Source organism: Halomonas eurihalina (genome assembly GCF_008274785.1).
GTDB classification, from domain to species: domain Bacteria; phylum Pseudomonadota; class Gammaproteobacteria; order Pseudomonadales; family Halomonadaceae; genus Halomonas; species Halomonas eurihalina.
The window spans coordinates 68,808-80,860 of sequence record NZ_VTPU01000007.1 but is presented as its reverse complement, the minus strand read 5'-3'; the positions used below and the strand labels follow the sequence as shown (position 1 = coordinate 80,860).

Below are 12,053 nucleotides of genomic sequence, written 5' to 3'. Positions count from 1 at the left end.
AGCGGTTCGTGGCGTGGTGCGTAACGAAAGGGCCCCGCTCGAGGCGACTCGAACGGGGCCCTTCGATGAAGCCTGCAGGGTTATTGCGTGCTGGTTTCGCCTGCCGGTGCCGGTTCCTGCATGTCGGCGGCCTGTTCGTTGACTTCGTCCAGTGAATCGGCGGTGTCGCCCTGGGCATCGGCGTTTTCCGCTTCTTCCTGCAACATGTCTTCCTGGGCCTTTTGCAGGCTTTCGCCATCCGGGGTGGTGTTCACCGGCTCGAGCACCAGGGTGATCGGGCCTTGCTTGGCGTCAGGGCCGACCTCGACGGTATGACGGGAGGTCGTGGTCCAGAGCAGCTCGCCTTCGGCACCATGCAGTGCTGCGCGCAGGCCATGGGTGTGCTCGGGATTCACGTCGGCGGCGTTGTAGTCGAGTTGGAACTCCACCGGGTCTTCGTTGCCGGGCGTCACGCTGGTCTCGGCGATGGTGGTCGCCGGGGCATCGGCCCGGGATATATCGCGCAGGCTGACCGTGACGTCGGCCCCGTCGGGCAGCGGTACGTCGGTGGCGGAGAACTCCAGCACGCCCTCGAGGCTGCGGGTGACGGCTGCCTCGTTCTGGTCATCTTGAGTCGGGGCAGCGGTCTGTTCGGCCTGGGTGCTCTCGGCATTGTCCTGCTCGGCCTCCTTGGCGTCGTCGCAACCGGCCAGGATCAGGGTCCCTGTCAGGGCGGCGATCAATAGCAGGGGACGTTTCATGGGCATGCTCCGTAACGGGAAAAGGTGATAAGCAGAAAGGTGATAAGAAGCTGGGTTGCTGGCGCCGACTGTGTGACTTGATATTACCAATCAAGTTCGCAAGATGCGTGAAATTCGTTGTCGCGTGGTCGCGACGATCTGCCGCGCTGGCGGCCGACGAAACGGGGAGAGGTAGGCGCGGCGCGGCTCTGCTAGAATTGCCCACTTCCAATTTTCCACACGCCTGATGGCCTTGCCATTCGGCGGTGTCATTGTCTTTTGGGCATGCTGCTTTTTGCCATGTCCTGTTGCGAGGAGTCCTGGATGCCAGCAAACGAGTCGCCGCGCGTCGGTGTGATCATGGGATCGAAGTCCGATTGGCCTGTCATGGAGTATGCCGTCGACATGCTCGAGCGCCTGGGCGTGGCTTGCGAGACCCGGGTGGTTTCGGCCCATCGTACCCCCGATTTGCTGTTTGATTACGCCAAGTCCGCCGCCGAGCGAGGCCTTCAGGTGATCATCGCCGGCGCCGGAGGCGCGGCCCACCTGCCGGGCATGGTGGCCTCTCAGACGGCGCTGCCGGTACTGGGTGTGCCGGTCGAGTCCAAGTCGCTGAAGGGGCTGGATTCGCTGTTGTCGATCGTGCAGATGCCCGGTGGGGTGTCCGTGGGCACTCTGGCGATCGGCAAAGCCGGTGCCACCAATGCGGGGCTGCTGGCCGCGCAGATCGTTGGCCTGCAGGATGCGGCGGTACGCGAGGCGGTGGAGACCTTCCGCGCCGAGCAGACCCGCAAGGTACTGGACAATCCCGATCCGCGTCCCGATTCACAGTGATCGCAGCGAGGTAAGCCAAGCAATGAATATCGGTGTACTGGGAGCCGGCCAACTGGGCCGGATGCTGGCCCTGGCGGGCTACCCGCTGGCCAATCGCTTCACCTTCCTCGATACCACCGGCCATCCCAGCGCCGGCATCGGCGATGTCATGGTGGATACCGACCAGAAGCATCTGGCCGACTTCCTGGCCAAGGTCGACCTGGTCACCTACGAGTTCGAGCACCTGCCGGTGCCGCTGGTCCAGGCCATCGAGGAACACAAGCCCGTTCATCCCTCCAGCGAGGCGATTCGGATCTGCCAGAATCGTGCCGAGGAGAAGGCGCTGTTCGACCGCCTGGGGATCCCCACGCCGGCCTACCGCCTGGTGGACAGCGCCGAGGCGCTGGAAGACGCGGTACGCGAGTTGGGAACGCCGGTGGTCGCCAAGTCGGTGACCGAGGGCTACGACGGCAAGGGCCAGGCGGTGATCAAGACGCCGTCCGAGGCTGCCGAGGCCTGGCGGTCGATCAATCATCCCCGGCTGATCGTCGAGGCCTTCGTCGATTTCGTGCGCGAGGTGTCGATTATCGCCGTACGGGGGCGCGACGGTCAGGTGGTCTTCTACCCGATGGCCGAGAACCTCCACGTGGACGGCATCCTGCGCTACTCGCTGGCGCCCATGCCGGATCTCGATGCTGCCATTCAGGACACCGCCGACGGCTATATTCGGGCGCTGCTCGACGAGCTCGATTACGTCGGCGTGCTGACCCTGGAACTCTTCCAGACGCCCGACGGCGGGCTGCTGGCCAACGAAATGGCGCCCAGGGTGCACAACTCCGGCCACTGGACCATGGACGGCGCGGTGACCAGCCAGTTCGAAAACCATCTGCGTGCCATTCAGGGTCTGCCGCTCGGCGATACTGCCGCCCGGATGCCGTCATGCATGGTCAATGTCATCGGCCAGGAAGGTGAAGCGGCGCGCTTGCTCGAGATTGAAGATGCTCACCTGCACCGCTACGACAAGAGCGAACGCCCCGGCCGCAAGCTGGCCCACGTCAACCTGCTGGCGCCGACCCATGCCGAGCTGATCGAGAAAGTTCGTCGTTGCGCCGAACTGTTGCCCGGCGCACCGACACCGCGCTTCAGCTTCGAGTGACATCCGGTCTCATCGGCCGATACGACAAGGCCGCGTCCACTGGACGCGGCCTTGTCGTACCTCCTCACGCCCATTCTCTTCGCTCTTCTTTCTTATCTCTTCACCCCATCAGCAGATTGCTGGCGATCCAGCCACCACCGATCAGCAGCACGAACAGGGTCAGCGCCAGCAGGAAAGGGCGAATGCCCAGGGCGCGCAGCTTCTCCAGCCGCGTTTCGAAACCCAGGGCGGCCATGGCCATGGTCAGCGCGACCTGGCCGGCCAGCACCAGAGCGTCGTGCAGCGGAGCGGGCAGGTCGACCAGGCTGTTGAACATCACCATGGCCATGAAACCGAAGGCGAACCAGGGAATCACCAGGCCGCCTTGTGCTCTGCCTTCGGCGGGCGTGTGACGGCGTAGCCACCATTGGCCGACGATCAGCAGGAAAGGCACCAGCAGCATGACCCGCACCAGCTTGACGATCACCGCATTGGCCAGGGCCTCGGGACCCACCGCCTCGCCGGCGGCCACGACCTGGGCGACCTCGTGAATGGTGGCCCCGATATAGATGCCGTAGAGGCCTTCGTCCATGCCCAGCAGCGGATAGAGCAGCGGGTAGAGCAGCATTGCCAGCGAGCCGAACAGCACCACGGTAGCTACGGCCATGGCCGTGGCGGCGGGACGCGAGCGAATGGTCGATTCGGTGGCCAGTACCGCGGCGGCACCACAGATGGCGCTACCGGCGCTGGTCAGCAGCGTCGTCTCGCGATCCATGCCCAGCACGCGCGTGCCGATCACGTAGCCCGCCGTCAGCACGCCGGTGATCACCAGCGCATCCAGCAGCAGAACCTTGGGGCCCAGGGCGACGATCTGCTGCAGGGTCAGCGACAGGCCGAACAACACGATACCGCCGCGCAGCAGCCAGCGGGTGGCAAAGGCCAGACCGGGGCCAGCGTGTTCGAGTCGGCGCGCCAGTGGCAGGTTGCCCGTCAGGATGCCGAGCAACAGCGCCACGACCAGCGGGCTGACCCCGCTCTCGGCGAGACCGGGTAGCCGTACCAGGCTGAAGCCGGCGGTAGTGAGGGCGGCGCATATCAACAGGCCTTGCCACATGCTGGATTCCTCGACGACGTTGTGTCTGCCGAGCATCCTATGCGCTAATAGCTCATCTGGTTATCAGTTAATAACGAATCTTCTTTTCGGAAAAACCGATATGACGCCCGCGGTGAGTTTTCGACAACTGCAAGTCTTTGTCACGGTGGCGCGGTTGGGCACGGTGAGCGCGGCGGCGGAATCGCTGAGCTTGTCGCAGTCGGCGACCAGCCAGGCGTTGTCCGATCTCGAGCGGCAGCTTGGGGTGGCGTTGTTCGAGCGTCCCGGTCGCCGCCTGTTGCTCAATGAGTTGGGGCGTCGAATGATGCCGCGGGCGGAGGAACTGCTGGAGGGCGTCGCGGATTTCGTGGCGACCGCCCGGGAGCCCGAGGGAGCGCTGCATGGGGCACTGAGCGTTTCGGCCAGTGCCACCGTGGGCACTTACTTGCTGCCCGGCCTGGCCGGTCGCTTCAGCGAACGTCATCCGGCGGTGGACCTGCGCCTCAAGTTGCGCAACACCTTCGAGGTCATCACCGATGTCCTGCGCCTGGAAGCGGACCTGGGGCTGATCGAGGGGGAATGCCGCGAGCCTCGGTTGGCCAGCGAGGCTTGGTGCGAGGATCGGCTGGTTATCGTCGCCGCACCGAATCACCCCCTGGCGGAGCGAGAATGGCTCGACGACGAGGCTTTGGGCGAGGCGGATTGGATCCTGCGTGAGTCGGGGTCTGGCACCCGCTCGGTCTTCGAGCGGGCGATGCGAGACCGCAACCTTCTTCCCAAGGGGCGCATGGAGCTGGGGCAGCACGAGGCCATCAAGCAGGCCGTGCGCGCCGGCCTGGGACTTGGCTGCCTGTCACGCTTGAGCGTGGCAGGCGAACTCGAGCGGGGCGAACTGGTGGCACTCGGCAGCGAACTGTCGCTGCGCCGGACCTTCTCGCTGGTCTGGCATCCCGAGCGCTATCGAAGCCCGTTATGGCAGGCCTTCAAGGTGTTCCTCGTCGAGTCGACGCCGTCGTGACGCGCCCGCAGCGCGTCGCTATGGCATGCTGTTGGCCGACCAGGACAAGGGAGAGACGGGATGCGAAGCGGCTTCGGGTTCGACCTGCGCAGCATGGAGATCTTCGTCGAGACGCTGGAACGCGGTAGCCAGACCGCTGCTGCCGAGTACCTCGGACTCAAGCAATCCTCGGTGTCACAGAGTCTCGCCAACCTCGAGGAAGGCTTGGGCATGATCCTGCTGGATCGACACTCCAGGCCGCTGGAGCCCACCGGCGCCGGCCGCTTCTTCTATGATCGCGCCAAGCGGCTGCTGCACGAGGCGCGCCATACTCGGCGCGAACTCCAGTCCGGTTCTTTCGGGCGCCTGCACCAGGTACGCATGGCGCTGGTGGATTCCCTGGCCACTGCCGTGGGCCAGCCGCTGATCGAGGTAATTCGACGCCATACCAGCGACTACAGCCTGACCACCGGCCTGTCGCACATGCATGGCCACTCGCTGCTGACCCGGCACGTCGACATCATCATCTCGGACGACCGTCTCGAAAATTACGATGGCCTGGAGCGCCATGCCATCCTCGGCGAACCCTTCGTCCTCGTCCTGCCCGCCGACTGGACGGGGCCGGTGGACAATCTGCGCTGGCTGGCGCGTCAGATGGATTTCGTGCGTTATACCGCCCAGTCGCTGATCGGGCAGACCATCGAGCGCCACCTGCGGCTCAATCGCCTGGAGTTGCCGGCCCGGCTGTATATCGACAACACCTTCGCGCTGCTCAGTCTTGTCGGGGCGGGGAGCGGCTGGACGATCACCACGCCGCTCTGTCTCTTCCAGGCGGGCCTCGACCGGCTCGCCCTGCGCGTCGAGCCGTTGCCGACCCCGCCGTTGCGACGCGACCTGACGCTGGTGTCGCGTCGCGACGAGTTGGGAGATCTACCCGCCCAGCTTGCCAGGGACGGGCGCCAGTTGCTCGACCAGCGTTTCACGGGCGAGTTGCGCCGACATCTTCCCTGGCTGGTGTCCGAGGTCAGGACAGGACACTAGTCACACTGTGCGGTGCCTTCACGATGCGCCGACATGGTGCGTATCGCTCGTCAGAGTGCCTGCGACGAGTGCATTATCACTTTTACCTATAGTTCATCGGTCAGCCACACCGATGCTGCTTGCTCCCCGACTCAAGCCCGCACCAGACTGCCAGGACGCGTGACGAACCACGACCCGGTGGGCGGGAACGCCGCGCTATTAACATGGCAATCAAAACGATCATCCTGATCGCTTTGATATTCGCCCACCCCACGCTGGCACAGATGTGTGAATCTGCTGGCGTGATGCGGGCTCGCGCCGGCCTGCCGTCCGGCGGCGGCACATCCCTGTGCCGCGATTAACCCGACATGAATGCTTGCCGGGTTAATAACAATGACAAGACAAGCGTTGGGGGTATTCAGAATGAGCCATTCCCGCACGTCCACGGCCTCGGTGGACTATGAATCGGTTGACGAGGCCTATCTCGACAAGCGCAAGTTGAAGAAGGGGGCGGCCGGCTGGATCCTGCTGGCCAGCCTCGGTGTTTCCTATGTGATCTCCGGCGACTATGCCGGCTGGAACTTTGGCCTGGCGGCTGGTGGCTTCGGCGGCATGCTGGTGGCGACCATCCTGATGGCGATCATGTACACGGCCATGGTGTTGTCGATCGCCGAACTCTCCTCCTCCCTGCCCACCGCCGGCGGCGGCTACAGTTTTGCCCGCCGTGCCTTCGGTCCCTGGGGAGGTTATGTCACCGGCACGGCGATACTGCTCGAGTACGCCATTGCGCCGGCGGCCATCGCGATCTTCATCGGCGGCTACGTCAACGAATTGATCGGCCTCAATGGTCCGCTGGTCTACGCCGTCTTCTATGCCGTCTTCGTCGGCATTCATCTGTGGGGGGCCGGTGAGGCACTGAAGATCATGATGGGGATCACCGCCCTGGCGGTCATCGCCATCCTGGTCTTTGTGGTCGGCATGTTGCCGCACTTCGATCCTGCCAATCTGTTCGATATCTCGGTCAATACCGGCGCTCTGGGGGCCTCGACCTTTCTGCCCGAAGGGTTCATCGGTATCTGGGGAGCCTTGCCGTTCGCGATCTGGCTGTTCCTGGCCGTGGAGGGCGTTCCCTTGGCCGCCGAGGAGGCCGGCGACCCGGGACGCGACATGCCGCGCGGCATCATCACGGCCATGCTGGTGCTGCTGGTGTTCGGTGCCTGCGTGCTGCTGTTGGCACCCGGCGGCGCCGGCGCCGCGGCGATGAGCGAGCACGCCGCGCCGCTGGTCGGGGCCCTTCAGGCGGTGTATGGCGCCGACTCCTGGGCGGCGGGGTTCGTCAACCTGGTCGGCCTGGCCGGGCTGATAGCGTCCTTCTTCTCGATCATCTATGGCTATTCACGCCAGACCTTCGCGTTGTCCCGAGCCGGTTATCTGCCTCGCTGGCTGTCGGTCACCGGTGGTCGCAAGGTGCCGTTCCTGGCGCTGATCGTGCCCGGTGTCATTGGCTTTCTGCTCTCGCTCACCGGCAAGGGCGACTTGATGATCACCATGGCGGTCTTCGGTGCCACCATCTCCTACGCCATGATGACGCTCTCGCATATCCTGCTGCGTCGCCGCGAGCCTGAACTCGAACGTCCCTATCGCACGCCGGGCGGCGTCCTGACCTCGGGCGTGGCCTTCGTGCTGGCCATCGTCGCCTTCCTCTCGACATTCGTGGTCAGCGTCGAGGCGGCACTGTGGTCGGCGGTGTTCTACGCCATCATGCTGGCCTACTTCGGCTTCTATAGCCGCCATCACCTGGTGGCCCAGGCGCCGGAGGAGGAGTTCGAGGCGATCGCCCTGGCCGAGCGAGAACTCGATGCACGGGCCGAGAGCACACCCGATAGCGTCTGAATCCGATGCAACCGGCGGGTTGCCAAGGGTGATGCCAAAAACAATGTAGCCGATGAGGATGGAACGATGAGCCGAATGCAGGCGAGAGACATCAAGACGACAGAGGACGCTCGGCGCATCGTCGAGGAGCGCGGCCTGAGTCACGTCAAGGTGGGCATGTTCGACATCGACGGCGTGATGCTCGGCAAGTACATGCAGCGCGACAAGTTCTTCTCCGCCCTGGAGGACGGTTTTGCCTTCTGCGACGTGGTGCTGGGCTGGGACAGCAAGGACGAGCTCTACGACAATGTGCGCTTCACCGGCTGGCATACCGGCTATCCCGACGCGCCGCTGAGGATCGTCATCGACAGTTGTCGCGAGATGCCCAGCGAAGGCAACGGCATGCTGCTGTTCCTGGCCGAGTTTGCCGGTCCCGCTGGCGATATCTGTCCGCGCGGCCTGCTCGGCCGGGTGCTGGAGCAGGGGCGAGGCATGGGTTACGAAGCCAGTGGCTCCCTGGAGTACGAGTTCTTCATGTTCCAGGAGACGCCGGAGTCGGTGCGCGAGAAAGGCTTTCGTGACCTCAAGCCGCTGACGCCGGACATGATGGGCTACTCGATGCTGCGCAGCTCGGTGCATAGCGAGCTCTATCATGAGCTGCTGGCGTTGTCGCAGGAGATGGACTTTCCCATCGAGGGGCTGCATACCGAGACCGGCCCCGGCGTGCTCGAGGCTGCCCTGGCGGTGGACGATGCCATGGCCGCCGGCGACAAGGGCGCGCTGTTCAAGACCTTCACCAAGGTCTGGGCCCAGCGTCGTGGCCTGATGGCCACCTTCATGGCCAAGTGGTCGCCGGACTATCCGGGCCAGAGCGGCCATATTCATCTCTCGCTGTACGACCGCGAGAGCGGTGAATCGGCATTCTTCGATGCCGACAAGCCCCATTGCATGAGCGATGTGCAGCGCCATTTCGTGGCCGGACAGCAGAAGCTGATGCCGGAGTTCCTGGCCATGTTCGCGCCCACCATCAACAGCTACACCCGGCTGATTCCCGGCTTCTGGGCGCCAACCGAGGCCACCTGGGGCGTGGAGAATCGCACCACGGCGCTGCGAGTGATTCCGGGCAGCGCCAAGTCACAGCGTGTCGAGTATCGACTCGGCAGTGCCGATGCCAATCCGTATCTTGCGCTGGCGGCCGCCATCGGCGCCGGCCTCTACGGCATCCAGCACCGGCTGGAACCCGACGAGCAGGTCAAGGGCAATGCCTATGAGCTCGAGCACCCGGCACATCAGGCGTTGCCGAGCACCCTGTGGGAGGCGGCCCAGCGCCTCAAGGCATCCGAGGCGGCCCGGGAGCTGTTCGGCGATGCCTTCGTCGAGCACTTCGCGGCAACCCGGGAATGGGAAGAGCGGGAGTTCCGCAAGCATATTACGGATTGGGAGCTGGATCGCTACTTCGAAATTATTTAGTGGAAAGGCCGGCTGCACGACACCAAAGCTGTGTTGGAGCGCCTCGAAATCTGCTCATTGACGACAGTCAACTCCGCGATTTCTCGTTGCTCCGCCTTGCCTTGGTGCCGTTCACTCGGCCCTGGACCACGGGAATTCGTTAGATACCACGTCATGAGGTGAAAACGACAGATGGCAATACAACAGACGATTTCGCCGGTGGATGGTTCGGTGTATGTCGAGCGTGAGCTGGCCGATGCGGCGCAGGTGGATGCGGCGCTGGAACGGGCGGTGGCGGCGCAGCGTTCCTGGCGTGCGACGTCGATCGCCGAGCGGGCCGTTTTCTGTTCGGCGATGGTCGATGCCTTCGTCGCCCGTCGCGACGAGTTGGCTGAGGAGCTGACATGGCAGATGGGTCGGCCGATTGCCGCCGGCGGTGCGGAGATCGGCGGTTTCGAGGAACGGGCCCGCGGCATGATCGCCCTGGCCGAGGAAGCGCTGGCCCCGGTCACGCTGCCCGACAAGCCGGGTTTCACCCGCTATATCACCCGCGAGCCGCTGGGCGTGTCGTTCATCGTCGCGCCCTGGAACTTCCCGTTCATGACGGCGGTGAATGCCATCGTACCGTCGCTCATGGCCGGCAATGCCGTGATTCTCAAGCATTCCGCCCAGACGCCGCTGTGTGCCGAGCGAATCCACCAAGCCTTCGAGGCGGCGGGGCTGCCCGAAGGCGTCTTCCAGTATCTTCACCTGTCCCATCCGGCGACCGAGGCGGTGATTCGCGATCCGCGCATCGATCATGTGTCTTTCACCGGCTCTGTCGGCGGCGGTGAAATGGTGGAGCGTAACGCTGCGGGCCGTTTCATCGCCACCGGGCTGGAGCTGGGGGGCAAGGATCCTGCCTATGTGCGTGCCGATGCCGATCTTGATGCGGTCGTGCCGGGCGTGATGGATGGTGCCTTCTTCAATGCCGGCCAGAGTTGCTGCGGCATCGAGCGAATCTATGTGCATCGCGACCTTCATGATGCCTTCGTCGAGCGGGCCGTGGCCTGGGTGCGGCAGCTCAAGCTTGGCAACCCCACTGACCCGTCGACCACCCTGGGGCCATTGGTCAAGCCTGCTGCCGCCGACTTCGTGCGTGGCCAGATCGAAGATGCCGTGGCGGCCGGCGCGACGGCCTGGATCGACCCCGGCGAGTATCCGCTATCCGAGCCGGGAAGCGCTTACCTGGCGCCCCAGGTGCTGACGGGCGTCGACCATTCCATGCGCGTGATGCACGAAGAGAGCTTCGGCCCGGTGGTGGGCATCATGCCGGTGGATTCCGATGAAATGGCCATCGGTCTGATGAACGATAGCGACTTCGGCCTGACCGCGGCGATCTTCACCCGCGACATCACCACCGGCGAACAATTAGCCCGGCGTCTGGAAGCGGGGACTGTCTTCACCAATCGCTGTGACTACCTGGATCCCGAACTGGCCTGGACCGGCGTCAAGCAATCCGGGCGCGGCTGTTCGCTGTCGCGCTTGGGATACGAGACGCTGACCCGGCCCAAGTCCTTCCATCTCAAGCATTGAACAGGAAAGAAGAGCGGAGCTTCGGGTTTCGAGCTTCGAGCTTCGAGCAGGGAGTTGCCGCTCTGGAGGCGGTTGTCGGGGTTCGGATCTCGTATCTCGCTGCTCGTATGCTTTGGGTTTCGAGCGTCGGGTGCTGTGCTCTGATATTGGAGACTGAGGATATGAAGAGTAAAGACGACATGGGTCAGCTGACTGCCACCTGGAACTATCCTGCCCGGATTCTCGCCGGGGCAGGGCGGGTACGGGAAGTGCCCGAAGCGTGCCGAGCGCTGGGTATGCGAGCGCCCTTGCTGGTGACCGACCCCGGCCTGGCGGCGTTGCCGATGGTGAACGACCTGGTGCAGCACTGTGCCGATGAGGGCCTGAAGGTTGCCGTGTTCAGCGAGATCAAGGGCAATCCGACCGGAGCCAATGTCGAAGCCGGCGTGACGGCCTTCCGCGAAGGTGGTCACGATGGCGTCATTGCCTTCGGCGGGGGCTCCGGCCTGGATGCCGCCAAGGCGGTGGCCTTGATGGCCGGTCAGCGCGATGAGCTGTCGATCTGGGAGCTGGAGGATATCGGCGATTACTGGAAGCGCGCCGATGGCGACGCCGTGGCGCCGGTGGTTGCCGTGCCGACGACTGCCGGTACGGGCTCGGAGGTAGGGCGCGCCTCGGTCATCACCAATGAGCAGGAACACGTCAAGCGGATCATCTTTCACCCGCAAATGGTGCCGGCGACGGTGATCCTCGATCCCGAACTGACCGTCGGCTTGCCGGCGTCGATCACCGCTGCCACGGGAATGGATGCGCTCTCCCATTGTCTGGAGGCCTGGTGTTCGCCCAACTATCACCCCATGGCCGAGGGGATCGCCGTCGAAGGCATGCGGCGAATTCGCGACCACTTGCCGCGCGTGCATGCCGATGGCCGGGATCTCGAGTCACGCCAGCACATGCTGGTGGCCTCGATGATGGGAGCGACCGCCTTCCAGCGTGGCCTGGGCGCCATGCATGCCCTGGCGCATCCGCTCGGGGCGCTGTACGACGCGCACCACGGGACCCTCAATGCCGTGCTGATGCCTTATGTGCTGCGTGCCAACGAGCAGGCCATTGGTGAACCCATGGTGCGCCTGGGACGCTATCTCGACCTGCGCCAGCCGGGAACCGGAGCGGTGATCGACTGGGTGCTCGACCTGCGCGAACGCCTGGGCATCCCGCATACACTGGCAGAATTGGGTATTGGCACCGAACAGGCGGAAAAGGTGGGCCGCATGGCCGTCGCCGATCCGTCGTCCGCTTCCAATCCCATTGACTTCGAGCCGGTTCGGTATCGCGACATTTTCGTCGATGCGGTCGAGGGTCGCCTCTAGTGGGTACAAGCACCACGACGCGAGCAACGGG

At 64.3% G+C, this 12,053-nt stretch carries 10 protein-coding genes; 8 read left to right on the top strand and 2 right to left on the bottom strand.

All coding sequences use genetic code 11. The features are described from left to right. Positions 1-80 precede the first annotated feature (80 nt). Entirely contained in the window at positions 81-740 is a 660-nt protein-coding gene (locus FZZ93_RS08680) for a YbaY family lipoprotein (protein ID WP_187774495.1), read from the bottom strand. A gap of 303 nt (positions 741-1,043) precedes the next feature. Here FZZ93_RS08680 and purE point away from each other — a divergent pair, with 303 nt between their 5' ends. Further along, positions 1,044-1,553, top strand: coding sequence for a 5-(carboxyamino)imidazole ribonucleotide mutase (purE, locus tag FZZ93_RS08675; RefSeq protein ID WP_149321927.1), 510 nt, complete (start codon positions 1,044-1,046; stop codon positions 1,551-1,553). Positions 1,554-1,575: 22 nt separating this feature from the next. Continuing rightward, complete coding sequence (locus FZZ93_RS08670) at positions 1,576-2,688, top strand: 5-(carboxyamino)imidazole ribonucleotide synthase (protein ID WP_149321926.1); 1,113 nt, start codon at positions 1,576-1,578, stop codon at positions 2,686-2,688. Positions 2,689-2,788: 100 nt separating this feature from the next. Here FZZ93_RS08670 and FZZ93_RS08665 read toward each other — a convergent pair whose 3' ends face one another. Next, a complete protein-coding gene (locus tag FZZ93_RS08665; protein WP_149321925.1) occupies positions 2,789-3,781 on the bottom strand; it encodes a YeiH family protein in 993 nt (330 codons plus the stop codon). A 100-nt stretch (positions 3,782-3,881) separates the two neighbouring features. Between FZZ93_RS08665 and FZZ93_RS08660 the strand changes: the two genes are divergently transcribed. From FZZ93_RS08660 to FZZ93_RS08635, 6 genes are all read left to right on the top strand, one after another. After that, positions 3,882-4,778, top strand: a complete 897-nt coding sequence (locus FZZ93_RS08660; protein ID WP_149321924.1) for a LysR substrate-binding domain-containing protein — start codon at positions 3,882-3,884, stop codon at positions 4,776-4,778. A gap of 60 nt (positions 4,779-4,838) precedes the next feature. Beyond that, on the top strand, positions 4,839-5,798 hold the full coding sequence (locus tag FZZ93_RS08655; RefSeq protein WP_149321923.1) for a LysR family transcriptional regulator: 960 nt from the start codon (positions 4,839-4,841) through the stop codon (positions 5,796-5,798). A 402-nt stretch (positions 5,799-6,200) separates the two neighbouring features. After that, positions 6,201-7,670 carry an ethanolamine permease gene (gene eat, locus FZZ93_RS08650; protein WP_149321922.1) on the top strand — a complete coding sequence of 490 codons (1,470 nt, stop codon included), beginning with the start codon at positions 6,201-6,203 and terminating at the stop codon, positions 7,668-7,670. Positions 7,671-7,736: 66 nt separating this feature from the next. After that, positions 7,737-9,119 (top strand): glutamine synthetase family protein, encoded by a 1,383-nt coding sequence (locus FZZ93_RS08645; RefSeq protein ID WP_149321921.1) that lies wholly within the window; start codon positions 7,737-7,739, stop codon positions 9,117-9,119. A gap of 171 nt (positions 9,120-9,290) precedes the next feature. Next, positions 9,291-10,673 carry an aldehyde dehydrogenase family protein gene (locus FZZ93_RS08640; RefSeq protein WP_149321920.1) on the top strand — a complete coding sequence of 461 codons (1,383 nt, stop codon included), beginning with the start codon at positions 9,291-9,293 and terminating at the stop codon, positions 10,671-10,673. 179 nt (positions 10,674-10,852) lie between these two features. After that, on the top strand, positions 10,853-12,022 hold the full coding sequence (locus FZZ93_RS08635; RefSeq protein ID WP_246146164.1) for an iron-containing alcohol dehydrogenase: 1,170 nt from the start codon (positions 10,853-10,855) through the stop codon (positions 12,020-12,022). Positions 12,023-12,053 lie beyond the last annotated feature (31 nt).